This window comes from Pseudohalocynthiibacter sp. F2068, from assembly GCF_023015645.1.
Lineage (GTDB): Bacteria > Pseudomonadota > Alphaproteobacteria > Rhodobacterales > Rhodobacteraceae > Pseudohalocynthiibacter > Pseudohalocynthiibacter aestuariivivens.
In genome coordinates this window covers 1-23164 of the sequence record NZ_JALKAK010000001.1, presented here as the reverse complement: position 1 = coordinate 23164, position 23164 = coordinate 1, and the positions used below count along the sequence as shown (strand labels likewise).

General features: G+C 56.4%; 27 protein-coding genes. 13 read left to right on the top strand and 14 right to left on the bottom strand.

Annotated features, from left to right (window positions below; translation table 11 throughout):
- Positions 1–59 precede the first annotated feature (59 nt).
- The 3 genes from MWU63_RS00135 to MWU63_RS00125 are packed head-to-tail and all read left to right on the top strand — an operon-like array spanning position 60 to position 1704.
- Positions 60–947, top strand: coding sequence for a polysaccharide deacetylase family protein (locus MWU63_RS00135; RefSeq protein ID WP_247076577.1), 888 nt, complete (start codon positions 60–62; stop codon positions 945–947).
- Positions 944–1330 carry a nuclear transport factor 2 family protein gene (locus tag MWU63_RS00130; protein ID WP_247076575.1) on the top strand — a complete coding sequence of 129 codons (387 nt, stop codon included), beginning with the start codon at positions 944–946 and terminating at the stop codon, positions 1328–1330. The genes MWU63_RS00135 and MWU63_RS00130 overlap by 4 nt, the downstream gene beginning before the upstream one ends.
- Positions 1327–1704: a nuclear transport factor 2 family protein gene (locus MWU63_RS00125; RefSeq protein ID WP_247076573.1), complete on the top strand. Its 378-nt coding sequence runs from the start codon at positions 1327–1329 to the stop codon at positions 1702–1704. The genes MWU63_RS00130 and MWU63_RS00125 overlap by 4 nt, the downstream gene beginning before the upstream one ends.
- Here the strand turns inward: MWU63_RS00125 and MWU63_RS00120 are convergent.
- Genes MWU63_RS00120 through MWU63_RS00100 form a run of 5 tightly spaced genes read right to left on the bottom strand, consistent with a single transcriptional unit; the run spans position 1701 to position 5872 of the window.
- Complete coding sequence (locus tag MWU63_RS00120; protein WP_247076571.1) at positions 1701–2369, bottom strand: isochorismatase family cysteine hydrolase; 669 nt, start codon at positions 2367–2369, stop codon at positions 1701–1703. The two genes, MWU63_RS00125 and MWU63_RS00120, sit on opposite strands and share 4 nt — an antisense overlap.
- An 11-nt stretch (positions 2370–2380) precedes the next feature.
- Positions 2381–3772 carry an acyclic terpene utilization AtuA family protein gene (locus MWU63_RS00115; protein ID WP_247076569.1) on the bottom strand — a complete coding sequence of 464 codons (1392 nt, stop codon included), beginning with the start codon at positions 3770–3772 and terminating at the stop codon, positions 2381–2383.
- Positions 3769–4065 (bottom strand): DUF4387 domain-containing protein, encoded by a 297-nt coding sequence (locus tag MWU63_RS00110; RefSeq protein WP_247076567.1) that lies wholly within the window; start codon positions 4063–4065, stop codon positions 3769–3771. The genes MWU63_RS00115 and MWU63_RS00110 overlap by 4 nt, the downstream gene beginning before the upstream one ends.
- Complete coding sequence (locus MWU63_RS00105) at positions 4065–5018, bottom strand: polysaccharide deacetylase family protein (protein WP_247076565.1); 954 nt, start codon at positions 5016–5018, stop codon at positions 4065–4067. The genes MWU63_RS00110 and MWU63_RS00105 overlap by 1 nt, the downstream gene beginning before the upstream one ends.
- Positions 4961–5872: a polysaccharide deacetylase family protein gene (locus tag MWU63_RS00100; protein WP_247076563.1), complete on the bottom strand. Its 912-nt coding sequence runs from the start codon at positions 5870–5872 to the stop codon at positions 4961–4963. Before MWU63_RS00100 ends, MWU63_RS00105 begins: the two co-directional genes overlap by 58 nt.
- An 88-nt stretch (positions 5873–5960) precedes the next feature.
- Between MWU63_RS00100 and MWU63_RS00095 the strand changes: the two genes are divergently transcribed.
- Positions 5961–6824, top strand: a complete 864-nt coding sequence (locus tag MWU63_RS00095; RefSeq protein ID WP_247076561.1) for an isocitrate lyase/PEP mutase family protein — start codon at positions 5961–5963, stop codon at positions 6822–6824.
- Here the strand turns inward: MWU63_RS00095 and MWU63_RS00090 are convergent.
- On the bottom strand, positions 6821–7381 hold the full coding sequence (locus tag MWU63_RS00090) for a tautomerase family protein (protein ID WP_247076560.1): 561 nt from the start codon (positions 7379–7381) through the stop codon (positions 6821–6823). The two genes, MWU63_RS00095 and MWU63_RS00090, sit on opposite strands and share 4 nt — an antisense overlap.
- A gap of 86 nt (positions 7382–7467) precedes the next feature.
- Between MWU63_RS00090 and MWU63_RS00085 the strand changes: the two genes are divergently transcribed.
- From MWU63_RS00085 to MWU63_RS00075, 3 genes are read left to right on the top strand one after another with little or no spacing between them, the layout of a single operon-like run.
- Positions 7468–7854, top strand: a complete 387-nt coding sequence (locus tag MWU63_RS00085; RefSeq protein ID WP_247076558.1) for a VOC family protein — start codon at positions 7468–7470, stop codon at positions 7852–7854.
- Positions 7851–8738, top strand: coding sequence for an ABC transporter substrate-binding protein (locus MWU63_RS00080; protein ID WP_247076556.1), 888 nt, complete (start codon positions 7851–7853; stop codon positions 8736–8738). The genes MWU63_RS00085 and MWU63_RS00080 overlap by 4 nt, the downstream gene beginning before the upstream one ends.
- A complete protein-coding gene (locus tag MWU63_RS00075; protein WP_247076548.1) occupies positions 8735–9712 on the top strand; it encodes a 2-oxoglutarate and iron-dependent oxygenase domain-containing protein in 978 nt (325 codons plus the stop codon). Before MWU63_RS00080 ends, MWU63_RS00075 begins: the two co-directional genes overlap by 4 nt.
- Here the strand turns inward: MWU63_RS00075 and MWU63_RS00070 are convergent, their stop codons facing one another.
- The gene (locus tag MWU63_RS00070) at positions 9713–10951 is read right to left on the bottom strand and encodes an MFS transporter (protein ID WP_247076546.1); all 1239 of its coding nucleotides are present in this window, start codon (positions 10949–10951) and stop codon (positions 9713–9715) included.
- Positions 10952–11408: 457 nt separating this feature from the next.
- Here MWU63_RS00070 and MWU63_RS00065 point away from each other — a divergent pair, with 457 nt between their 5' ends.
- The 4 genes from MWU63_RS00065 to MWU63_RS00050 all read left to right on the top strand — a co-directional run bounded on the left by MWU63_RS00065 (position 11409) and on the right by MWU63_RS00050 (position 15531).
- Positions 11409–11654 (top strand): DUF3489 domain-containing protein, encoded by a 246-nt coding sequence (locus MWU63_RS00065; RefSeq protein WP_247076544.1) that lies wholly within the window; start codon positions 11409–11411, stop codon positions 11652–11654.
- The gene (locus MWU63_RS00060) at positions 11651–12061 is read left to right on the top strand and encodes a DUF2924 domain-containing protein (RefSeq protein WP_247076542.1); all 411 of its coding nucleotides are present in this window, start codon (positions 11651–11653) and stop codon (positions 12059–12061) included. Before MWU63_RS00065 ends, MWU63_RS00060 begins: the two co-directional genes overlap by 4 nt.
- Positions 12058–13752 (top strand): recombinase family protein, encoded by a 1695-nt coding sequence (locus tag MWU63_RS00055; RefSeq protein ID WP_247076540.1) that lies wholly within the window; start codon positions 12058–12060, stop codon positions 13750–13752. Before MWU63_RS00060 ends, MWU63_RS00055 begins: the two co-directional genes overlap by 4 nt.
- 1236 nt (positions 13753–14988) lie before the next feature.
- Positions 14989–15531: a histidine phosphatase family protein gene (locus tag MWU63_RS00050; RefSeq protein WP_213888610.1), complete on the top strand. Its 543-nt coding sequence runs from the start codon at positions 14989–14991 to the stop codon at positions 15529–15531.
- Between the two features lie 194 nt (positions 15532–15725).
- On the opposite strand, the gene MWU63_RS00045 is transcribed toward MWU63_RS00050, so the two are convergent.
- From MWU63_RS00045 to MWU63_RS00020, 6 genes are all read right to left on the bottom strand, one after another.
- Positions 15726–16571: a hypothetical protein gene (locus MWU63_RS00045; RefSeq protein WP_213888611.1), complete on the bottom strand. Its 846-nt coding sequence runs from the start codon at positions 16569–16571 to the stop codon at positions 15726–15728.
- Between the two features lie 123 nt (positions 16572–16694).
- On the bottom strand, positions 16695–17429 hold the full coding sequence (locus MWU63_RS00040) for a hypothetical protein (RefSeq protein ID WP_213888612.1): 735 nt from the start codon (positions 17427–17429) through the stop codon (positions 16695–16697).
- A 130-nt stretch (positions 17430–17559) separates the two neighbouring features.
- Entirely contained in the window at positions 17560–18147 is a 588-nt protein-coding gene (locus MWU63_RS00035) for a hypothetical protein (protein WP_213888613.1), read from the bottom strand.
- Position 18148: 1 nt separating this feature from the next.
- On the bottom strand, positions 18149–18838 hold the full coding sequence (locus MWU63_RS00030) for an SH3 domain-containing protein (RefSeq protein WP_213888614.1): 690 nt from the start codon (positions 18836–18838) through the stop codon (positions 18149–18151).
- A 195-nt stretch (positions 18839–19033) separates the two neighbouring features.
- The gene (locus MWU63_RS00025; RefSeq protein ID WP_213888615.1) at positions 19034–19327 is read right to left on the bottom strand and encodes a hypothetical protein; all 294 of its coding nucleotides are present in this window, start codon (positions 19325–19327) and stop codon (positions 19034–19036) included.
- A gap of 151 nt (positions 19328–19478) precedes the next feature.
- Positions 19479–20474 carry a pentapeptide repeat-containing protein gene (locus MWU63_RS00020; protein ID WP_247076538.1) on the bottom strand — a complete coding sequence of 332 codons (996 nt, stop codon included), beginning with the start codon at positions 20472–20474 and terminating at the stop codon, positions 19479–19481.
- A 252-nt stretch (positions 20475–20726) separates the two neighbouring features.
- Between MWU63_RS00020 and MWU63_RS00015 the strand changes: the two genes are divergently transcribed.
- Entirely contained in the window at positions 20727–21152 is a 426-nt protein-coding gene (locus MWU63_RS00015) for a hypothetical protein (RefSeq protein ID WP_213888617.1), read from the top strand.
- 177 nt (positions 21153–21329) lie between these two features.
- The gene (locus MWU63_RS00010) at positions 21330–21539 is read left to right on the top strand and encodes a hypothetical protein (protein ID WP_213888618.1); all 210 of its coding nucleotides are present in this window, start codon (positions 21330–21332) and stop codon (positions 21537–21539) included.
- Between the two features lie 403 nt (positions 21540–21942).
- Here MWU63_RS00010 and MWU63_RS00005 read toward each other — a convergent pair whose 3' ends face one another.
- Entirely contained in the window at positions 21943–23103 is a 1161-nt protein-coding gene (locus MWU63_RS00005) for an IS30 family transposase (RefSeq protein ID WP_247076537.1), read from the bottom strand.
- Between the last annotated feature and the right edge of the window lie 61 nt (positions 23104–23164).

Sequence of the window (23164 nt, the reverse complement as noted above, 5' to 3'; positions counted from 1 at the left end):
GTTGACGAAATGGGTTTGGCGTTGTCAACCTTGCTCCTATCGTCCCCAAGAGGATCGCCATGGAAATCCGACACCACAATAGGTACCCGTTCGTTCCCCTTCCCGAGCGCCCGGTCTATGACTGGCCCGAGGGCAAGCGTCTGGCCGTATGCCTGTTCAACAACATCGAATGGTTTTCGTTCATGACAGGGCTCGGCAGTGATCACACTCTGCCGGGTGCGGCGCAGACCACGCGAAACTATGCGTGGCGCGATTACGGAAACCGGGTGGGCATCTGGTACCTGTTCGATCTACTCGACGCGCTTGGCCTGCCTGCCTCGCACAACGTGAACGCTGCCGCTTTGGACCAGTGCCCTGAGATCGTGGCACGTATCCGGGCGCGCGGGGATGAGGTGATCGGGCACGGCGTGACCAACTCGGAGCGCCAAGATGTCATGGACGAGGCGACCGAGCGCGCCATGATTGCCGAGACCACGCAGACCATAACACACCATTTTGCCGCGCCGCCCAAAGGCTGGCTGGGGCCTTATATCGTGCAATCCGAGATCACGCTCGATCTGCTGAAGGAGGCGGGATACAGCTATATGCTCGACTGGCCCGCCGATGATCAGCCGTTCTGGATGCGCACACGCGCGGGACCGATGCTATCCATGCCCTATTCGATCGAGCTGAACGACAGCCCAGCACAGGTGTTCCGTCACCACACGGGCCGCGAGTTCGAAGAGATGATCATCGACCATTTCGACGAGATGCTGCTGCAATCCGAGAAATATCCACTGGTCTTCAACATCGTCCTGCACCCCTTCGTCATCGGCCAGCCGTTCCGCCTGCGAGCGTTGCGTCGCGCACTCGACCACATCCTGAAACATCGTGACGACCTATGGCTGACCACGCCCGGTGGCATCGCCGGCCATATAGCCGGGCTGCCCGAAGGAACCGTGCCATGACTCGTGAAGCTCAAATCACCCTAGTAAAGCGTTACTTCGATGCGGTGGACGGCGAGGACCTGCTTGGGTTGCTGGACACCCTCGCCCCTGATTGCGTCTTCACGGTCGAGACCCACAGTATCCGCCTCGAAGGGCACGCCGAAATCTCCGCCATGTTCACTCGGCTCTGGACCGATCATACGGCCGTGTTGCATCACACGTTCACCCATGTCCCCGACCCGGAATCGGGGCGCATCGCGACCCGGTTCACGGTCCAGAACACTGAGCATGATGGCAGCCTGACCCACAAATCAAACTGTAACTTCTTCGAGATCGCGGATGGCCGCTTTGCGACCGTGCGCGTCTACATGACGGGGCAAAACACCTTGAAGGATACCGCATGACCGATGACGCGCTGACAGAGCTTGCGATGCGATATTTCAGGGCGCTCGACGCCCGCGATCCTGACGCCTTGGCCCAAACACTGGCAGAGGGCTGCATCATGACGATTGAAACCCACGGCATAACCTATGACGGGCGCGATGCGATCCGGACGCTCTTTGCGACGCGCTGGGAGGGGCCGCTGCGCGCGGTGCACCACGACTTCACCCATTCGCCCTCACCCTCGACAGGCCGGATCGCGAGCCAATTCACAGTGACCTATTCGGGCCCCGGCGCGGCGGAGCCCAAGTCGAACGCCAATGTCTTTTCCACGCAGGACGGGCAGATCACACAGATCGCCGTCTACATGGCTGGTGCCAACACCATCAAGACTTAGGACAGGAGCTCGATCACCTCGTCGGTGGAGCGCACCTTGCCGAAAAAACGGCCAAAGTTGCGCACCGTTCCTTCGTGCAATTCCTTGTGGGTGGTCGCACAGGCGTCCTCGACCAGCGTGACGGCATAGCCCCGGTCCGCGGCTTCGCGCGCTGTGGTCTCAACGCACATGTTTGTCGAGACGCCCGTCATGAACAAGTGCTCGCGGTCGAGGGCGCGCAGCAGATGGTCCAGCCCTGTCGAGGCAAAGGCCCCAATTGAGGTCTTGCGCACGATGGGATCGCCGGGTTCGGGGGCCAGTTCATCGATGATCTGGTGCTCGCGCTGGCCTGCGTAATTGCCCACCGACTGGAAGAACGCGCGCATATGCACAGGCGCGTCCGAACAATCGGTAAGAGCCGCCCCAATGGTCACGTAGACGACCTTGCCGCCCGCCGCGCGCATCGCCTTGATCAGGCGCTGGTTGTTAGGGATGACGAGGGTCTCGATCCGGTCAAAGCGCCAGTCAGTTACGCTGTTGCCCTCGGCCTTCATCTTGCGCGCCAGCGCCCCACTGCGATGACCCGTGGCATATTGCATATCCACGATCACAAGGGCCGAGCGCGCGGGGTCGGTGACCCGCTCGGCATTGAATTCCTGAACATAATCGGCGACTGTCTGGGTCATGGGCTGTCCTCTCAGATATCGTGAAGGGTGACGGGAAAGAGCGCGTCGAGCGCCTCCCAGGTGTCTAATTGCAGGATGTGGTAAAGTGAAAAGGCATAAGCTGGTCCCGCATCGAGTTCAGGCGGGGTGACCGGAATGGCGAGATTTCCGCCGGTGCACAGTCGCCCCGGAAACCCCCAATGCAGAAGCTGCTGGCGGGCGGCAGCGGCAACGGCCCGCGCAGTTTCGGTGTCGGGGGCGACACACTCGCCAAGGATGAACACTTCGCGCGGCGGGGTGACCGGAGGTGTAGGCCAGTCTAGAACACCATCGATCCCGTAGCGCCGGAAGAACAGTTGCCATGGCGCGTCCGGCTCAGACGGGATCAAGTCAGCAACCGCGTCCCGGACACCGCTCAGAATATCGTCAGACGCCGCGATGAACCCCGGATCGGCAATCCCCGCCATCATCACCACTCGATGCCCCAGAAACCGCGCGCCCTCAATCTTGACGCTGGGACTGGCGGCGTCGTGCCAAACCGCCCCTTGGACATGGACACGGCGGGCATCGACGGCTTGGTAAGTCGCCTCACTCAGGTCGACATGGCCCTCGGGCTCGAAAACGCGGGTCGGATCGGCCTGCTCGTAGAGGGCATGGGCGGCGACGGACATGGGCGTGGCCGCGCGTGCAGGGTTCATGCTCTCCAGCGTGAAGCCATCGCCTTTCAGCGTCGCCATCATCGCATCGCGCCCGCCGGGATCGCAACACAGAGAAGTGCATTCAAGAATCTTGGCCATATGGACGGAAGGCCCCTTTGGATAGCCCAGCAAGACCGGGACCACCGCGAAGGGGGCGGTGTCACAAGCCCTGCCAGCAAGGATCACATCCGCGCCGCTGTCCAGCGCCTTGGCAAAGGCCCACTGCCCCATCTGGCCGACAATCGCGACTGAGCAATCGATATCCGGCTCCATTGGTCCGATCGGGGTGAGACGCCCCTCCTTTTCTGCCGCTTGCACCATAGACTGCGGCACGTCTGCCCCGATCGTTGCCAGACAAAAGTTCAAACCCAATTCAGCCGCCACGCTGCGCAAAAGGCTCTCGACCGTGGCCAGATGCGACGCCCCGCCTGCCGTTCCAGCGCTGCCTATCAAGAGTGGCACGTCCAATTCGCGCGCTGCCCGCAGGACAAGGGCGAGATCACGCCGCGCCATCGAGGGCGAGGCGGCCATCTTGCCCGATCCGAGATAGACCGGACCCGGATCGATCGATCCCATATCGGCGGCTATGACATGAGGTTTACGCGCAACCCCGGCCTGGAACGCCATTTGCGGGATACCCAGTCCCAGCTGACCCGACGCGGCAAGCACTCGCAGCGGCGCATCCGGCCCCGGCCAGCGGGCAGCAAGACGCGCAAAGGCGCTCATACCGCAAGCTCCAGCAGCAGCGCGTGTTGTTGCGCGCCGTAAACATCCCGATCTCCCGGGGTGCCTGCGGGCACTGCACGCGGCAGCACGATCTTCACCGCGCGGGCTGCTGGCACAGCAATCACTTGAATGTTTTCGACCGCGTGCCCGTAGCGCTCTGCCACCGCTTCGGCCGTAAGCGCCACACTCCCCCGCGCGAACGTTGCCTCATCGGCAAACAGCACATCAATGGTCAGTAAAGTCGGGCCTGCGTTCTTGGAGCGCACGACGCAGGCAAGCTCGGAAAGCACCATCAGCCTGCTCCCCAGACCTGACGGCAGTGATCGGCAATCTCACTTGCGGTCGCGCTCCAGATATTCTCAACCGCCCCCAGCCGATCCAGTGCCTCGCGGAGATAGCGCATTCGATGCGGCTGCCCGATCACCCACGGATGCAGCGATAGCATGAAACTGCGCCCACCTTCCGCAGCGAGGGTTTCAACGGCATCCCCCACGAGGTCAGGGTAGCGTGGATTGGGCACCTTGCGCAGCCAGAGGGCCGTCACATCGTCCCATTCCATCTGGTTCGGGATCGACACGAGCGGTGGCGTGGTCTGGAACAGATACGGCTGATCGTCATTGGGCCAGTCGAGCAGATGGTCATACCCGGTTTCCGCCAGCAATTGCGGAGTGCGGGCACTTTCACCACTGTCGGGGCCCAGCCAGCCGCGCGGACGTGCGCCAAGGACGCGTTCGAAGGTATCGGTGGTGCGCTGAATGATGGCACGTTCTTCCGCCTCGCCAAGCTCGGAGGTCAGCATGCGCGACTGGTATTCGCCATGCGCGACGAATTCCGCACCACGCGCCTGCAAAGCATCCACCGCCCTTGGGTAACGCTCAAGCGCACTGGCATTGGCAGCAACCGTCAGCTTAAGCCCCCGCCCCTCCAGCGCTTTCAGCACGCGGAAAAGCCCGATCCGATTGCCGTACTCGCGCTGGGTGAAGGGGCGGTATTCCGGGAAATAGAACCCGTATTCACCCGTGAACCGTGTGTCCTTCCATGCGTCCTCGGGCGGTTCCAACTCCCAATACTCGAGATGGATCAGAACGCAGACCGCCATGCGCGCCCCATCGGGCCAGTGCATTGCGGGCCGCTCGGGCATCGCCGAGAACGGGTAGAGGTTGTGATCCATCCCCTCGCGCGGCTCGGTCATGTCGCAAGCCCCTGATGCCAGTCGATATGGTCCTGACAGTTGGCCAGATACCAATCGGCGATCTCTTCACCCGTAGCGGCCCAGACGCCCTCATGGCCCAGCACATACTCCAGTGCTTCGGCCAGATGTTTAATCCGGTGCGGCTGGCCCATCATGTAGGGGTGCAATGCGATGCACATCACCTGCCCGCCTTCGGCATAAAGCTCGTCAAACCCATCGCGGATCATCTGGGAAAAATCGGCTGCCTCGAACTGCTGGCGGTGCAGAATCGAGTCGTTCAGATCCATCGTATAGGGGATCGTGATTAGCGAGCCGGATCTGGTGCGCAGCGGCGCGGGTTGGTCGTCGTGATGCCAGTCGGTGTAATAGGTGATGCCAGCTTCCGCGATCAGGTCGGGCGTATTCAATGTGTAGGAGGCCGCTGGGCTGAACCACCCCCGGATCTGCCTTCCGGTCAGCTCGCCGTAAAGGTCGACACATTCGCGTATCGCCGCGCGCTCGTCTTCCTCGGAATAGTTCCAATGGTAGCGCGTATTGTACATTCCGTGACAGAGCACCGACCAGTTGCGCGCCTCCATCGCCTCGAAGATGTGCGGATAGTGCACCCAATTCGCAATTGACAGCGAGACCGTGCCGCGGATGTTCAGCCGATCAAACAGATCAAACATCCGCCAGAGACCCACGCGGTTGCCATAGTCGCGCGAACCATACCCGATCACATCCGGATGCGGGGTTCTGGGCCAAGGGTTGCGCACCGGTGACGGACGCGGCGCGTATTCGTAGTGCTCGACATTCGGCACCACCCAGAGCGCCAGTTTCGCGCCATTTGGCCAGGAGATCTTGGGTCGATCCGGCCAGGCCGAATAGGGCGCACGGTCGGCATGGGCAAAAGGGCGATTGGGTTGCACCACGTCTCCTCTCTGCAAACTGTTTACAGTTAACACTAAACGAGACAGGCTAGGCAGCAACCCCCGAATCCACTCAAATGGGTGAGAGATGCGAAAAACCACACGTCTGAAGACCTTGATCCAAGCGCCCAAGTTGCTGGTCATGCCGGGCGCTTACGATGCGCTGTCGGCGATGCTGATCGAGGATGCGGGCTTTGACGCGGTGCAAGGCTCTGGCTTCGGGCTAGCGGCCAGCCATCTGGGCTTGCCCGACATCGGTATCCTTGGGTTTCGCGAGATGCTGGACCGGACGCGTGTAATCGCTGGTGCTGTCGATATCCCGGTGATGGCAGATGGGGACACGGGCTTTGGCGATGCTGCCACCACCTGGCATGTGGTGCGGGAATTCGAGGCTGCGGGAGCTGCCGGGATCAATCTGGAAGATCAGGTCATGCCCAAGCGCTGCGGGCACTTCACCGGCAAGGCTGTTATCCCGATGGAAGAAATGATCGGCAAACTGCGTGCGGCCGCAGATGCCCGCAGGGATGCAGATTTCATCATCAACGCGCGCACCGATGTACTGCAATCCCTTGGGGTCCATGAGGCGATCCGACGTGGCAATGCCTATGCCGAAGCGGGCGCGACGCTGATCTTTGTCGATGGGATCGAAACCCGCCACGAGGTCAAACGCGTTATTGCCGAGATCGACGCCCCCGTCTCGATCAACATGGTGGAAGGCGGGAGCACGCCGCTGTTCACCTTCGCCGAGTTGGAACAGCTGGGCGCAGCACGGGTCTCCTGCCCCGTGACGACGATCCTTGCGGCCATGAAAGGCGTGCAACAGGCTTTGGCGTCCCTGAAAGCCTCGGGCACGCCCGGCTCAGAGCCGAACCTGTTGGCAGGTTTCGGCGAGATCAAGGACCGTCTCGGTGCGCTCGAATTCGACGAGCTTGGCGGCAAATTTGGAGCTTAGGAGGTGCGATGCTCGGCCAGATCATTCCAGACCTCCTGACGCAGTATGCGCCCAGCGACCAGCTCGAACCGGTCGCTGAAGCGAATGCTCTCGAAAGCGCTGCCGTCGAGCCACGTGCCATGCAAAGTACCCCGGCACCAGACGATAGCGCGGTCTCCCTCGAACGCCTCGTCATAACCGTCGAAGGTCTTGCTGATGCTAGAATAGCGCGTCTTGCTCCATGCGATAAGCTCGTCCAGCGTCCGCATCGCAGCGCCGCCCGGAAAGACCATCTTGAAGTCTTCGTGCAGATGGCCTTGGGCGCGGGCCAGATTGCGCGCCTCCATCGCGGTGAGGAAATCCTGAACGACCTCTGCGGCGCCCGGAACAGGCGCACCGGGCGTGCGCGACCGCCCGCCGCGCATGTAGTTGGTCGGGGGCACTTCTTCCGCAATCACCGTGATTGCGTCGAGCGGGGCGGCAATCGTCGCACACACTGCGTCGGTCATCCGCCGCGACAGGGTCGCGATTGTCTCCGCGTCATAGCCTTCGATCAGCGTAACTTTAATAACCGGCATGTCTGGCTCCCTCGCTCTGGCAGCGCGCAGCCTAGCGAAGATCACGCCCCATGCAACCCGATACCAATCCCGAACCGGAGGCCCCAATGACATTCACCGTAAAGATGATCGACCATGTTGTACTCTATGTCTCGGATATGGAGCGCTCCGTGCACTTTTATGAAGCCGTGCTGGGATGCAAGGTCGTCCGGCATAACACCAAGCTGAACCTTATGCATTTGTCGGCAGGGTCTTCGATGATCGACCTGCTGCCCGCGCCGGATCCTGAAAGCACTGGACAAAACGTCGATCACGTCGCCCTGCAGATCGAGCCGTTTGATGCTGATGCCCTGATGACGCATCTACGAAACCACGGCCTTGATCCCACCGCACCCCGCGACCGGTTTGGGGCGGGTGGCACAGGGCCATCGCTGACCTTTCGGGACCCCGATGGCAACACGATTGAACTCAAGGGACCAGCTTCCGCGCCATGATCACACTTTACGAGAACCTGCGCACTATCGTCTACGCGCCCTTCTATCTGGCTGACCGGCGCGGATATTGGGCGGATCAGGGGCTGGAGGTGAACATCCAGCTCTCCCCCGATCCAGTCGAGACCGCCGAGGGCCTACTGGCGGGCCGTGCCGATATCTCCTGGGGCGGGCCGATGCGCGTATTGCTGCACCATGACCGTGATCCAGATTGCCCGCTCGTGGCCTTTGGACAGATCGTGGCGCGGGACCCGTTTGTACTGATCGGGCGCGCAGCCAACCCTAGATTTCGGTTTGAGGACCTGCAAAGCGGACGCCTCGCCGTTGCGACCGAGGTGCCGACCCCATGGATGACGTTTCAGGACGATCTGACGCGCGCTGGTGTCGATCCCGCCAGCCTCGACATCACACCCAAGGCCCCGATGAAGACAGCCCCTGCCCGGCTCGCAGCGGGCGAGATCGACGTGGCGCAGGTGCTGGAGCCCTATGCCTCCGCCGCTGTGGCCGAGGGAAGCGCTCATATCTGGCATCGCTTCGCCAACCGGGGTGATATCGGTTACACCAGCTTCTACACAAAACGCGGGTATCTGGAGGCGCATCCAGAGACCTGCGCGGCCCTCCTGGCAGGGATCGCGCCTGCGCTTTCTGCCATGGCGAGCGAACCTGCATCCGAGATTGCCGCCGAGCTTGCAGAACTTTTTCCCGATGTGCCCCAGACTGTCCTGACCAGCGTCATTGCAGGCTACCAAGCCTCAAACCTTTGGGCGCGGGAGACCGATCTGCCCCCCGCCGCCTTCGTTCGGCTGAAGGCGGCATTGCTGTCGGGCGGATTGATCTCGCGCGACATCCCCTATGACCACGTGATAGCCCGATTGGAAAAACCATGACCAACAACGTTCCCGCGATCGATATCGCCCCCTTCATTGCCGGGGACCCTGAAGGCAAAGCCCGCGTCGCCCGCGAGGTTGCCGAGGCGGCGCAGACCATCGGTTTTGTTGTCCTCTCGGGCCATGGCATTCCGCAGGCCCTGTTCGATACGGTTTTCGAGAAAGGCTTCGCATTCTTCGATCTGCCGGATAAAGAGAAGGCAAAGTGGCACCCTACTGGGCCTGCCAAACAACGCGGTTATCACGGGATCGCGACGCGCGGGCTATCGGCCACCTTGGGCAAGGATGCGCCCAAGGATTTGCGCGAAAGCCTGTTTCTGGGGCCGATCGACGATCACGCCGCTGACTTCGCACATATCTCTGAAGCTGCAACGGCTTACGCAGCGAACTTGATCCCGGATACGTCATCGGGATTGGACGCATCGCTGGTTGCACTCTACCGCGCCTTCGAGGGACTTTCGGCGGATCTGCTGCGCATCTTCGCGGTCGCTGCCGAGATGCCCGAAGACCATTTTGCGCCCCTTATCCAGAAGCACTTCTCGATCATGTCAGCGCATCACTACCCTGCCTTGACAGAACCACCCCTGCCCGGCCAGTTGCGCACCGGCGCGCATACCGATTACGGCGCTCTGACCATTCTGGCCATGACCGAGGCCAAAGGTGGTTTGGAGGTTGCCCGCGACGGTGGCTGGGTACGCGTTCGCCCGCCCAAAGGGGCGCTTGTGGTGAACCTGGGCGACATGATGCAGCGGTGGACCAATGACAAGTGGGTTTCAACCATGCACCGGGTCGTGACGCCGGAAGACTTGAACGATGCCATGTCACGACGGATGTCCATCGGCTACTTCATGCATCCCGATTACGACGCCAAGATCGAATGCCTGCCAAGCTGTGCTGGCGACGGGGCGCTTTATCCCCCGATCACCGCAGGCAGGCATATCCAAGCGAAGATCGAAGCCTCGCACAACGGCTAGTCAGCCCCCCATCCATCTCAGAAGCGCGCGAAGCCGCGCCAGAATGGTCAGCAGGACGGCACACACCACCGTCAGGGCGGCCAGCGGCAGCACGAAATCGCCCGACAGATCGGACAGAACACCGAAGGTGATCGGCCCCATCACGCCCCCGATCTCGGCAAAGGTGAAGAACAGCCCGCCTGCGAGGCCAAGCCGCTCTTCCGGGATGCGCGGCGTCTCCATCAGCAGCAGGATCGCCACCGTCATCATCGCACCGCGCGCCATCCCTTGCAGGATCAGCCCCACGACCAGCAGAGGCCCGGCTGAGACTTGTAACAGCAGGCTTGCGGCCATGGAGAACACGAAGAGCGCCGCCATTACCGTCAGTCGCCGTTCCGGCACGGCAAGACGCGGGATCACCAGCGCGCCAATAATGCCCACCGAGGATGGAATCGCGGCCCAATACCCGGCTTGCACCGCCGAGAAGCCGTGGCCGCGCAGAATCTCGGGCAGCCAGTTGTTCAGGCCATGGTTGATGAAGAAGATACCAATGCTCATCGCAAGGATCAGTTGCACCTCGGGCAAGCGCACGATTTCGAGAAAGGCCGAGAGGTTGAACTTCGCGCTGCCCTCCTCCCCGCCACTTTGCTTGCGAGCGGCTGGCAGGCTCGCTATCGCGAACCAGACCACGCCACTCAGCGCGACCAGAACGGCGTAAACTAACATCACGCTGCGCCAGTCATCGCCCACCATAGGCATGACAACGCTGTTGGTCAGCGACAGCGACAGTATCCCGCCCAGGTAGGGGCCGGTCACGTAGATTCCCATGGCCGTAGCGCGTGTCTTGCCGTGAAAGAGGCGCGCGATGATCTTTGGCGCCCCAACCGAGATCATCGGGCCCCCGATCCCAAAGAGCGCGACCGCCAGAAGCAGCTGCATCGGCGTTTCCGCGCAACTGCGCGCCAACCCTGATGCGGCCATAACGAGTGCCGCCAGCAGCAGCATATGCCGCGAACCCAGACGGTCGAGCAGGATTCCGCAGGGAATGGCGGCCAGAATATAGGTCAGTGGCCATGCGCCAAGGATCGCCCCCATCAGACCGTTACTGATGCCAAGCTCGGCACTTATCGGGCTTACCAGCGGCGCCATCGACGCGATGGTCAATCCAAAGCAGAAATATATCAGCCAGACCCCAAAAAGAATCAACCATCGCACCTGTGCTGTTTTGGAGGGGCCAGACGGAGAGAGGGCTTGGGTCATTTTTCCTCCTTGAGTGCTTGGGCCGCGACGGGCGCGCTGATCTTCAAGAGCGAAGCCTATGAGAGAACAGTGTTTCACTACAAGCGCAAGCGCGCCACTATAGCTATGCGCCCTGGAAACCGGCGGCTGGTCTGGTACTGCCTATCTTGCCCATTGCATAAGGGTTGAAGTGCCACAAAGCGTCTTAGCTCGAAGCGATCCGAGTGATGCTCGAGGTTGGCCCTGCCATTCATGCAGATGAAGAACACGAGCATACCAAGCGACAGCTTGCCCTGGATGCCCGTGAACGGACAGGTGTCTCGATCCCAGACCGTTTGAAATAGCGGACAGTTCAGTCACTCCGGACTGGACTTCACGCCCGACACGAGCGTCACTGATGCCACGCCCGGCCTGACCCCGGGCGCAACTCGGTACCAGGGCCAGCACTCCGCTGGCCCGGCACATCCGAGGACCAAACATGCCAAATTCCAAAACAACACTCCCACGCGAAACGAAAGCCGCAGTCCTGCGCCGACTTCTTGCCCGAAAGGCTGGTGCCGACCTTGCCACCCTGCAATTGGCCACGGGTTGGCAACCTCATTCGGTTCGAGCGGGCCTTAGCGGGCTCAGAAAAGCCGGTTACGCTATTGATCGGACCGAAGCTGCCAAACCCGGCGGCACAGCCACATACCGTATTACTGGCGGTCCGGAGGGTGCCCGATGATACCACCCATCACAGACATTGAGGCCATGGACCGGACGGCCCTGATTGCCGCCTGGTCAGAGATCTTCGGCACACCGGTCCCAAAGCGGCTGAGCAGCCCGTTTCTGCGACGTTTCCTCGCCTTCGAACTCCAGGCGCGACAATTCGGCGGGCTGCCAAAGGGCCTTATCGACAGACTTGACAGGGCTGACGCAGTGAAGCCTGAGACCAGAAGCCCGGCGCTCAAACCGGGCGGACGGCTCATCCGGGAATGGAACGGCGTAACCCATGCCGTCGATGTCGTTGAGGGTGGGTTCCTTTGGAACGGTCAGCGCCATTCATCATTGTCAGCGATCGCCCGCGCCATCACTGGTGCCAGATGGTCCGGCCCGCGGTTCTTCGGACTCAAGAAGTCGGCACTCCGATGACCAAACCAAGGATCCGATGTGCGATCTACACGCGCAAATCCTCTGACGAAGGACTCGATCAGGATTTTAACTCGCTCGACGCCCAACACGAGGCCTGTGCCGCCTACATCGCCAGCCAGCGGCATGAAGGCTGGGTTCCCGATAAAACCCGCTATGACGATGGTGGCATCTCCGGAGGCACGCTGGAGCGGCCTGCGATGCAGCGCCTGCTTGCTGACATTGACGCGGGTCGCATCCAGATGATTGTGGTCTACAAGATCGACCGCCTGACCCGCTCTCTTGCCGACTTCGCAAAGCTCGTGGAGCGATTTGATGCAGCTGGCTGCTCTTTTGTGTCTGTAACACAGTCCTTCAACACCGCCTCGTCGATGGGGCGACTGACGCTCAATGTGCTTTTGTCCTTCGCCCAGTTCGAACGAGAGGTCACGGCCGAGCGGATCCGTGACAAGATCGCTGCCTCAAAAAAGAAGGGCCTCTGGATGGGTGGGGTGCCGCCCCTTGGCTATGATCCGCACCCTGATCCAAAAACCCGCGGGCTTGTGATCAGTCAGAATGAGGCGAAAACCGTCGAGACGATCTTCCACCTCTACGTCCAGCTTGGCTGCCTGAATAAGGTCATGCACGAGACAACGAAAATGAGATTGCGATCGAAGCGGCACCACTTCAAGTCGGGGCGGATCCAGGGCGGCAATTCGTTCTCCCGCGGTCAGATCTACGCACTGCTCCGCAATCCTATCTACATCGGCAAGATCCGACACAAAACAAATGTCTGGGACGGGCAGCATGAGGCCATCATTGACATTGAGCTTTGGGATCGCGTTCAGGCCAAGTTGCAGGACGCCAGCGCCCGGCCAAGATCGCAGGTCGGCTCTGTAAGCAGTCACAATAAGATCGGGGCTGCGCCACTTACCGGTAAACTACGGGACGAGACCGGAGACCGATTGACGCCCACACATACACAACGCCATGGACGACGGTTGCGGTATTACGTCTCCAATCGGCTTATCTCAGGCGGTACCGATCCAAGTGGCTGGCGCTTGCCCGCAATGGCAATGGAGCAGGCAGTTGCTGACATCATCGCGCGGCATTTGAGCGACCTCGCCAATGGTCACCGAATTTGCGTCATGCCAGATCTTCAGCTTGGAGACGCAGTCCGCACCAAGGCCGAAGATCTAACACAGAGGCTACTGAAAGGTGCACCCGAGCTTCTCGCAAACATTACTGTGGGAGGCCAGCTGGCCAATGGGCGCATCGTCCTGAACCTGCAGACGACGGAGATAGCAAATGAACTTGGCCTGAAACCTGACGAGATCGATCCATCCGCGCTGCAAATCCAAGCACCCTTCGCGCTGCGTCGACGCGGCGTCGAGGGAAAGATCATCGCTGGCGATCGTGAGCCCGAACCAGACAGAACGATGCTGCGTGCGCTGGCTCGGGCACATATCTGGACAGCCGACCTGCGCCGGGGAAAATCATTGAACGACATTGCCGCCGCAACCAGCCACTCTGAATCATATGTACGTACCCGAGCCCAACTCGCCTTCCTCTCGCCCAAGATCCAAAAAGCGATCCTCGTTGGCAGTCAGCCGCCAGAACTGACTTTGGAAAAGATCATCCGCAAACCGATCCCGCTCGACTGGGATGTGCAGGCGCGGATTTACGGGTTCAGACAAGATCTAAACCATCCCTGATCTGCGCATGTCATTCCCTGTTCCCTTGGGAAAGGTCCCTGTTAACGGTGAAAAATTTCCCTGTTAATTTGCGCAGGGAATTCACTCGTAACACATTGATATTTTATGGTTATTGACGGATGATTTGGATCAAATTGGGCTGTTTTAGCAAAATTTCCCTGTTAATTCCCTGTTAGCAGGGAAAATCAGGCCTTACCGAAGCGCGTGATGCTGGCCGCAGAGACAGCCGAGGGATTCGGCCCTGATCGACTGGATCAAAGGTGTCTCCCACGCAGATGACACAGCGCAAGGCCCCGGAAAGTCGGGATAAAACAGGGAAATTTCGACTATGCTAACAGAGACTGGGGTGGGTGGCGGACAGACAGTCCGCCAATAACATCAGCTAACTATTTGTTTATTATTTTTTATTTGTAGGTAACTATTTTTGTTACCACATATTTTACCACACAATGAAAAAGATTGAGGCCAATCAAATGAAATCATTTGTGCCTCATTGACGCATCAGAAGGCATCACAGTTGGATCGGAGATATAGAAGACTTGCCCTGCTACCTACTACCATTACTGCGAGATTGGAGAACAGGTGGTGACAGAATTGCTAAAAGCAGATTCAAAAGGTCGTTTTCACAATAACAATATCAAGTCTAATTCAAATAGTGGTCGGTACGATTGTCGAAACCACATTGTACCAGAATACTGATAGGCGCATTTCTGAGACGCTGTGTTGGGTCTATGAGGTTAGCGTTTAGCCGTTAAGAAAAATGTCTTGATTTTGCCCACGCGTAAATCTGACCACCCGCGCCGATCCCATTCTCAATGTCTGAGAGATTGCACCTCCCCTATGTCTTGGCAGAAGTAGGGTCGCTCGGATTACTTGGCCCTTTTGCGCCATTAGCGGACATTGTTTCTTCCTACCCTGAGCGACTGCTATGCGGACAAAATGCCAATTTTCTGCGGCCGCGCCAACGGCTACTTTGGGGCTTGCACGCCAACACTGGTGGTTTGTGAACTGGCCACAAATCTTCGGCAGCAAGCGGTGCGCAAAGACCGTCCCGATATCAGTTTGATGCTTGATTCACATATTTGGAGTGCGTAGGACTTAGCTCTGGTGTGGCGGATTCAGACTAAGTTCGACATGCAATCGAGATTGCAGTACTTCTGTATCGGGAAATAATTGAAAAAATGCCGGAATTTCAGACCCGAAAAATGCGGGGCGACGCCCGGCAAAGGTATTGAAATGGCAATCTATCTAATCCGGCACGGACAATCGGAATTCAATGCAGCGCACAAAGATGGTGATCCAGATCCAATGATCTTCGATGCTCCACTTACCCCAAAAGGGCGTCTTCAGGCCGAACAAGCCAAAGCCGCTGCGATGGACCTTGGGATCATGCAAGTGATAACCTCTCCGCTCACGCGTGCTATCCAGACGGCGCAAACCATTTTCGACGACATTGCACCGATAAGGGTTGTCGCCGAGCACCGTGAGCTTCTTAGCTACAGCTGCGACATTGGTCGGCCTGCGAGCACGTTGAAAAGCGAATTTCTCGATCTTTCCTTCGATCATCTGGAAGAGATTTGGTGGCATCAGGGCCTGACTAATGAAAACGGCGTGCCCCTCGAACCCAAGGACGTGTTTCAAGAGCGGATACGTGGTTTCGCGCAGGACCTTGCCCGCCTCACTGAAAGACCACTGGCCGTTGTGGGCCACGGCAACACTTTCAGAGAACTCGCAGGATTCTCAATGGCTAACTGTGAAATCCGCCTGTACCCTGGGTGAGGCGCGAGTTTGAAAAGCGATTCCAATTGGGCGAGCGCAATCCGAAGCTCCTTGTCCGGCATGGCACGGATCAGTGTCATCGCTTCAGCCTCCCGTTTTAACCGGTTTGGGCTCCGCGTCGGGTCATGATCCTGTGCGGGGAAGAACTCTGTTCCCAACCATAAGAGCGGTCCAATTCAAAAGGGGAGGATCACTCAAAAACTGAGGCGCACCGGCGTGATTGATTGGTGGTTCCAGCGATTGGGGTCGTCCTCCGGCCAATAACGATCATCCAGATCAGGCCCCGGATCGTCCTCCGCTTGTTTGTGGATGCAGTCCTTGAGATAGTCGAGAGCACTGAAGTTATAGCCAGCCTCTTCGGCTACAATAACTACTGATTCAAGCAGGGTTTTATGTTCTTCAAAGCCCTCGTACGCACCTTCGTTGGTGAATCCCGTCTGCAAGTAGATTTTTAAAAGACCCGCAACGCCCAATGGCATATCCTTGGATGAAACCAAGTCATTGATATGGGTACGCAGGGACAATTTATCGACCAAATCCATTCGCAGGCGCTGCACCTCGTCATGCCTTCCCGTGTAGTCAACTTTCTTGTAAACCCATTGCACATAGCAATGCCAAGCCTCGTTCATGTGGGCCAGACTGATTTCATATCCGCAACAAGCATTGGCGACGTTGGCCAAGAGTTGTAGCACCGCCTCCATCTCAGGTTTATCGATCACTTTCTGTATGCTCTCATTTGAGATCGTGCCACCGTCTAGATATCGCTGAGCGTGGTCTTTGCCATCCCATTTGCTAAACAGCAGGTCGTGCATATCCTGCTGGGCGCTACTTATACTCCACCATGATTGATTGCCGCTGGGGTCAGTCTTGAAATCGGGAATTGACGAGGCCAGCAGATGAGGCACCATCGATTCTCCCTTGATCACGTAGATATCATCCGGATTGCGGCGCTTTCCTTGCCAGACCAGCTCGAATTGCTGCCGCAAAGGTACCTCGGTTCGCAATCTTCTAATGTATTTCTTCGCTTGTTCTATGCTCATAATTTTTCCGCGATACTTGCTGTTGTTCGAAAACGCCGTTCTGTCTGATCACTTCAAAACGATCCGCGCCGTAGATCACCTGATAAAGGGTAGGCTCACGCCCCTTGGTATCGACAGATCACTTCACGGTATTATCTTTCCACCTTCCGTCAAGACGCCGATGTCTTGCGCCAGTTTTGTAATCTCCGGGGTCATACACATTGGGTTCAGTTCACCCTCTGCCGTTGGTCGGCTATCTCTTACGTCAGTAAGAAATGCTAACATGTATTTTTTGGAGTCACCCGGGTGCCCAGAGTAGTAGAAAAACTCAATAAACGCTTTTTGGAGCTTCTCATAGGTCGACGCAGATACCAGACATTCGGTTGTTTCAATATAGTTTGCACGTGATTGAACAGAATAGGTTTTGCCCGCTTCATCTGGAAAACCTGTAGAACCTCCATCATAGCGAAAAGACAACGGGTAGGCAAAATCGGGAACAGTTGAAGACAGTTCACTCAAAAGCCCTAACTCTTCTCCCAAACGACGCAGAGACATGGGAAGACAGGCGGCATCCACTAAATCGGTTTCACCGCTTTTAACCAGATGCTCAAATAAGTGGACGGTTTCTCTTTGCACATAGCCTAGAGCGTCTTTGTCCGAGCCTTCGTCAAAGACCAGAAAGTCCAGAGCGATTACGAGTGAGTCTTCATAGCTGTGGTAGACGTCGCACCCGGTCAGTTCGGCGTAGTCGGTTTCCAGTAGAATCTGATAAGGTGCAGTTTTTGCCGCTGGTTGTTCAGCAAGATTATTTTCTTGCGCTGCGATAAAATGCGTAAAGCTGAATACAAGAATAATTACTGCGGCAAATCTTTGTTTCACTGACCATTTCCTCAAGTTAAAAATTCCGGGAGTGAGTGTAAACGTGCGCCACGGTCTGCGAATTTGAGCCCTGATCACGGCGGCACATGCGTCTTGAGGCGGAAATCAAGCGACCTGTCGATGCGCATGATTACCATAAGACTTGTTGTGTGCACACTCGGATAAATCCAACATTGTCATGCAGCGTCTCATCGCTGTCATTGATGCGCAAATATAAGCCCTGAATACTAGGGTTGAGTTTGAACTCATTCACAACACTTGAGTAGAAATTTCCATTCGTATCACTCACCAACAAATATCCGAAGTCGAATGCTGGGCTGAACTTGTACTCTGAATACGGGCCCAGCCTTTCAGCATCTGCACCGGTATGACCGAAAATGCCCACTCTCTCATAATTGGCGGCATCGACAGACCAGGTGTCGGACATGTTAATACTAACTTCATTCTCAAATCCTCTGATCAACGGCATATACTGCCAGCCAATCCGGGAGTTGATGATATAACATCTAAGACCTTCTGAATTATCCTCTGTCGGCTCTGCATTGACAAAACGTTGAGCCATGGCTGGGGGTGTAAAAATGGTTGCTGCCAGAAGTAAGTTTGCAAAGGTAAAAGCAACCCAGATTTTCGCGCTGTCTCGGCTGCGAAAAGGCGGGATATCTGACGGTGAAACTGGTTTGGTTCGGACTAGAGGCAGAGCTCTCATGAAAGCCTTCACATCAATCTCCCGCAATAAACATTGTCATTTTCCACTGGCCATTTTCGGAGGAGAAAAAAGCCCGATAACCAACGGACGACCTAAGGTAATCACCGTGGGCGAAACCAGTGGTCCCGTCTATCAAGCGAATTTTTTGGTAGGTTTTACTGTCGTCATTGTCCAGCATTGTCACAATGTCATAACTCAAACGAGTAATCACTTCGCTTGATTGGCTAGGCTGACTACGTAACGCCACACCATCGCCGGTGACAAAGTACGTTTCAAAAGGGTTGGCAGACTGGGGTAATTCGACAACCCACGTGTACGGAGCGACGAAGACAAGACCACCTTCTTCAAACCGCCCTCCAAGACGGAGCGTGCCTTCCAGGTTAGCCCAGTTTTCCTCGCGGATTTTTGGTGCCAAATGGCGATAATCCTCCGACAGGCTTTGGGGATCTACTGTCAGGAAATCCCTTAACGCTTCGCGACCTGCAGTGCCGCCAAAACTGAGCTCAATGTCGCTACTTGCCTGGCTAACGACGAAGTCTACGTCGCGGATTTTAATTGCTTGCAGCAGATTTTCTCTAAAACTGGAAAACCTTTGATTGGTCGGGCCTTCATCAAAAGGCCGGGCACGAAGTACTTGGGCCCATGAAGTAGTGGAAGCGAGAAAGATAAAAACGAGCGCTAAGACTGAAAGTTTTTTAAGCATTAATAGACAGTAACAGGGAAACTGACAAAGTCCTAACGCTGAGTAGATTAGAGATATTTCCCGTGACAATGGCAGTTTTAAGCCGTGACTCGCCTTCTCAAAATTGGGGAAATCGTGCACCCAACTGATCGGATTTTTGCATCCGAAGAAATAAACAAAGTGACCGCCAATCAGGGCAAATCCCGTTTGCGCACTCTATACAAGTCGGGCCGTGCGTTGCTGCCCGTCAGAACCCCTAAGCATTATTTCTGTTCCGTCATCGGAAAAGGCGACGCTGATGAACCCGTGGTATTCCCATTCAATTTTCATCGACGTCTCAAAAATTATATTCAGTTCTGAATCCAGAACTTTCACGGAATCGGTTTGGGTTCCTTCGTTGTTTCCGGTGTGTTTAAACTCGTCCGTGCGCTGGAACGCTCTGCGGGACGTGCCTTTGTGTTCAGCAACGATTTTCCAAGGTGGTTTGCTCGACATGTCACTTGTTGGCATTAATGAAACCTTTCCCTGTTCAGTTTTAATCCGCGCAGAAATACCCAGCGTTGTTGTCCGTCAATAATCGACACACTTCGCCTCTCGCTGGAATTTCTCGAGAGAGAAATTCACGAAAATAAATCAATATGCGACGTAGGCTCTGCAGCCATCAATTGCACTGCCCCAGCAAGCCGCATTCGCAAATTCTGCCATTTGTCCAAATAGCACGGCACAGCTCCGCACCGGTCAAATCTGCATCTGTTAAGTCTGCGCCGGTCAGGTCCGCTCCGATAAGAACGGCACCATTCAGATTAGAGCTGGTCAGATCGGCACCAATCAGGTTGGAACCAGAAAGGATAGCACCGCTCAGATCGGCGTTAATTAAAGACACGCCGGCAAGATTTGATGCCGTTAGGTTCGCTTCTGTTAAGTCTGCACTAGTCAGATGCGCGGCCGCGTAGTCAATATCTTCGCTCAAATAGAACGCCGCAAAATTTGCGCCGATTAACACCGAGTGAGTCAATTTGGCACCAGTTAGATCTGCGCCACTGAAGTCTGCGGCTGACGCGTTTACATCCGACAAATTTGCGCCTGTCAAGTTCACTCGTGTCAGGCTCGCTCCAATAAGTGTCGCTCTGGTCAGGTTCGCGCTGTCTAGATTGGCTTGATCAAAATGCGCAGAGTTCATGAGCGCATCGGTAAGATCTGCATCGGTCAAATCAGCAACCCCCAAATGGGCTCCGACTAGATTCGCCGAAGCTAGAACCGAACTGTTTAGGTGTGCCCCTCCCAAGAGAGCACCCGACAAATCGGCTCTGGACAAATTAGTGCTCGTCAGGTCTGCAAGGCTCAAGCTCGCACCTCTCAACGAGGCACTTGTCAAGTTTGCGCCAATCATGGTCGATCCTCGAAGGGTGGCTCCATCCAAGTCTGCATCTGTCAAGTTCGCACCAGTCAGGTTCGCGCGAGAGAGCCACGCTGCGGTCAGGTTTGCGTCGGCAAGGTTCTCCCCTTTCAAGCCTGCCATCCGGAGATCGCAGTGCGACCAATCAACGCCATTACCCGCGAAATCGCCGCACGCAGCCCGCGCTCCAGACGCCATCGAAAGAGTGAGCGCAAGCACCATAAAAGTCCGTGCGAATTTGTTTTCTAGGTTTCGATTCATAATATTGCGTCTCTATCTGTCATGAAAATATTTTTTTGAGCATAACAACTTAAATGGAAATGTCAGAATAATCGCATTTAGCCTATCCGAAGCCTGCTTTCGCAAATCATGCTAATTTCAAAAGACAGTGATTTGATCTTTTTGTACCCGTCACGGTTTTTGAGCCAAGGTGTTCCAAGTTTGGCGGCAGATAATAGGCTTTCCCCGGGTAGGGCCTATTTGGTAGTAATTTTGTGGATCGGAGCTAACGAAATGAAATTCTCTCTAGGGGCGCCGGAACATGGTTGGGTCAATCTTACAATCACTGACAATGAATATTGCCTCGAAGAAAATATATCAGATGTGCCAAATGACTTTATCGATGACACGATGATCGCCCTGTCTCGGCTTCTAACTTACGAAGACAAACAATTGGTCCATTTGAGCCTGGAACCAGCGTTCTATGTGATGTCGTTGGCACGTAAGGCAAATGCATTTACTATGACCATGGAGACGGAAGGATCAGATTCAGACGGTATATCTCACCAAGCTGACGGTAGCTTCGAAGAGATAATTCTTCCAATTTATAGCTCTGTCAAAGGCTTCTGCAATTCTCGTATTAACGATTATCATTGGCCTGAGGTTGATCAAAAAAACTATCGAAATATGGTCGAAACTGTAACTCGACATAAGAGCTGATTTCTAAAAATGGTGGTGTCATCAACATCATCATTCGTCTACGCAGCTTGCTCGATTGTGCCCGCAATCTTTCCAATATGTCTTCGACTGCGTTGCGCTTTGGTAGCAGGCGTTCTCCTTTAGCCATGACGCAGTTCTCTGAGCGGCGGCCAATTCGTTCCAACCCAGCATTTCGTCGTGCGGAACGATGTACCAATTGTCGTTGTTCGAAACGCCATCCAAATGTTTCGTCCACCTGCCCTGCATCCGAACCTCGCCAAACTCTACCGCGAGAAAGTCTCAAATCTTGCGGCAGCCCTGAACACGCCAGGGGTACAAGCAGAAGCAGCACAGAGCCTCCGCCAGTTGATTGACAAGAACGTACTGACGCCAGAACCCGAAGGCTAGTTGCGCTCAATACGGACGACCGCTGTGCTTCGGAATGCTAACAGCCGTCACTAGCGTAGGAGACCGTGCTTAGGATGACTGACCGGTTCGACCAGTTGGACTCCGGCGTGATTGTTTGATTGCGAATGTCTTGGAAGGGCTTACTCTGTTGAAAGACACCAAATTCTGAAAATCACGATTTTCCGGTGGAAACGCGCGGCCGGCGAAAGTTAGATAGGATTGTGAACCAGACGTGATGCGATCGCCCAGCAGCGTTTAAGATGGCGTTTGGCCAACCCCACTACTCGGCCTGCATGGCAAAAAAGTTCATCGATTAGGCCCGAAACTGGAGTTTTTCAACAGAATAAGCTCACACCAGTCGTTCGCGGCATCACGGTCTAACAACCGCTATGCGGGTGTGGTTTCAACTGATCGCCGCAACACATGCTTCAAATTTCTCTGCTGGCGTTTGGTATTGCAAGGTCTTTCGAGGTCGCTCGTTGAGTTGACGAGCGACGGCGCTGAGTTTGGCTTGACTAAAGCCCGATATATCAATGCCTTTCGGGAAGTATTGGCGAAGCAACCGGTTGGTGTTTTCGTTACTACCGCGTTGCCAAGGTGACTGCGGATCGCAGAAGAAGACGTCGATCTTTGTGGCTATGGTGAACTTCGCATGCCCTGCCATCTCAGAGCCGCGATCCCAGGTCAGTGACCGATACAGCTCTTTGGGCAGCTTGCGGGCCTGCTTGATCAGGGCTGTGATGACACTTTGGGTGTCCTTGTTCTCGACTTTGGCCAGCATCACAAACCGGGAATGACGCTCGACCAGTGTGGCGATGTAGCTGTTGTTGGACCCTACGATCAGGTCGCCTTCCCAGTGCCCCGGCACGGCCCGATCCTCGACCTCTGGAGGGCGTTCACTGATCGGGATCGCATCCTTGATCTTGCGCAGCTTTAGCCCTTTCTGGGTCGCATGCCGTGACCGTCGAATGGCACGCGGGCTGCGCAAACACTGCTGTAATTCCTTCCTCAAAACACCACGGGTCTGCACATAAAGGCTGCGGTAGATCGTTTCATGCGACACGCGGTGCTGCTCCTCATCCGGGTGCTTGCGTTTAAGCCAACCTGCAATCTGCTGCGGCGACCATTTCCGACGCAACTTGCGTGCAATCAGTTGACACAATGGGTCGTTGAACGAGAGCTTACATGATTTGGGCCGCGTTGCGCAGTCCCAGGCCCGTTGATCCGAGCGCGCCGCGCGATAGGCCTGACGTCCACCGTTCCTGCGGACCTCTCGACTGATCGTCGAAGGCGACCGCTTCAGACTTTTGGCAATTGAACGGAAGGATTGCTTTGCGACCAAGCCGCGAGATATCTCCTCCCGCTCTGTGAGGCTTAAAGCAAACCGCGACCTCTTACGGGCAGCGGGTCGGATTCCGCCGAACTGGGCCAAATGCGGGAAGATCGAAGACGACGCACGATTGAAATGCCGTCCAATCGAACTCATCGACTCGCCGCGCTGCCACCGATCCCACATCTCAGATTTCTGTTTGTCCGTGTAAAACGTCCGCGTCCGATATTTCATCTCTAACACTCCATCTTTCCAAAAAGACTAAAGTGTTGCGACCACCCGTTGAAACCGCCGG

Excerpts from the sequence above, each read along its gene's own strand:
- MWU63_RS00135 (WP_247076577.1), top strand. The coding sequence starts at position 60 with ATGGAAATCCGACACCACAATAGGTACCCGTTCGTTCCCCTTCCCGAG.
- MWU63_RS00130 (WP_247076575.1), top strand. The coding sequence starts at position 944 with ATGACTCGTGAAGCTCAAATCACCCTAGTAAAGCGTTACTTCGATGCG.
- MWU63_RS00125 (WP_247076573.1), top strand. The coding sequence starts at position 1,327 with ATGACCGATGACGCGCTGACAGAGCTTGCGATGCGATATTTCAGGGCG.
- MWU63_RS00120 (WP_247076571.1), bottom strand. The coding sequence starts at position 2,369 with ATGACCCAGACAGTCGCCGATTATGTTCAGGAATTCAATGCCGAGCGG.
- MWU63_RS00115 (WP_247076569.1), bottom strand. The coding sequence starts at position 3,772 with ATGAGCGCCTTTGCGCGTCTTGCTGCCCGCTGGCCGGGGCCGGATGCG.
- MWU63_RS00110 (WP_247076567.1), bottom strand. The coding sequence starts at position 4,065 with ATGGTGCTTTCCGAGCTTGCCTGCGTCGTGCGCTCCAAGAACGCAGGC.
- MWU63_RS00095 (WP_247076561.1), top strand. The coding sequence starts at position 5,961 with ATGCGAAAAACCACACGTCTGAAGACCTTGATCCAAGCGCCCAAGTTG.
- MWU63_RS00090 (WP_247076560.1), bottom strand. The coding sequence starts at position 7,381 with ATGCCGGTTATTAAAGTTACGCTGATCGAAGGCTATGACGCGGAGACA.
- MWU63_RS00085 (WP_247076558.1), top strand. The coding sequence starts at position 7,468 with ATGACATTCACCGTAAAGATGATCGACCATGTTGTACTCTATGTCTCG.
- MWU63_RS00080 (WP_247076556.1), top strand. The coding sequence starts at position 7,851 with ATGATCACACTTTACGAGAACCTGCGCACTATCGTCTACGCGCCCTTC.
- MWU63_RS00075 (WP_247076548.1), top strand. The coding sequence starts at position 8,735 with ATGACCAACAACGTTCCCGCGATCGATATCGCCCCCTTCATTGCCGGG.
- MWU63_RS00070 (WP_247076546.1), bottom strand. The coding sequence starts at position 10,951 with ATGACCCAAGCCCTCTCTCCGTCTGGCCCCTCCAAAACAGCACAGGTG.
- MWU63_RS00065 (WP_247076544.1), top strand. The coding sequence starts at position 11,409 with ATGCCAAATTCCAAAACAACACTCCCACGCGAAACGAAAGCCGCAGTC.
- MWU63_RS00060 (WP_247076542.1), top strand. The coding sequence starts at position 11,651 with ATGATACCACCCATCACAGACATTGAGGCCATGGACCGGACGGCCCTG.
- MWU63_RS00055 (WP_247076540.1), top strand. The coding sequence starts at position 12,058 with ATGACCAAACCAAGGATCCGATGTGCGATCTACACGCGCAAATCCTCT.
- MWU63_RS00050 (WP_213888610.1), top strand. The coding sequence starts at position 14,989 with ATGGCAATCTATCTAATCCGGCACGGACAATCGGAATTCAATGCAGCG.
- MWU63_RS00045 (WP_213888611.1), bottom strand. The coding sequence starts at position 16,571 with ATGAGCATAGAACAAGCGAAGAAATACATTAGAAGATTGCGAACCGAG.
- MWU63_RS00030 (WP_213888614.1), bottom strand. The coding sequence starts at position 18,838 with ATGCTTAAAAAACTTTCAGTCTTAGCGCTCGTTTTTATCTTTCTCGCT.
- MWU63_RS00025 (WP_213888615.1), bottom strand. The coding sequence starts at position 19,327 with ATGCCAACAAGTGACATGTCGAGCAAACCACCTTGGAAAATCGTTGCT.
- MWU63_RS00020 (WP_247076538.1), bottom strand. The coding sequence starts at position 20,474 with ATGAATCGAAACCTAGAAAACAAATTCGCACGGACTTTTATGGTGCTT.
- MWU63_RS00015 (WP_213888617.1), top strand. The coding sequence starts at position 20,727 with ATGAAATTCTCTCTAGGGGCGCCGGAACATGGTTGGGTCAATCTTACA.
- MWU63_RS00005 (WP_247076537.1), bottom strand. The coding sequence starts at position 23,103 with ATGAAATATCGGACGCGGACGTTTTACACGGACAAACAGAAATCTGAG.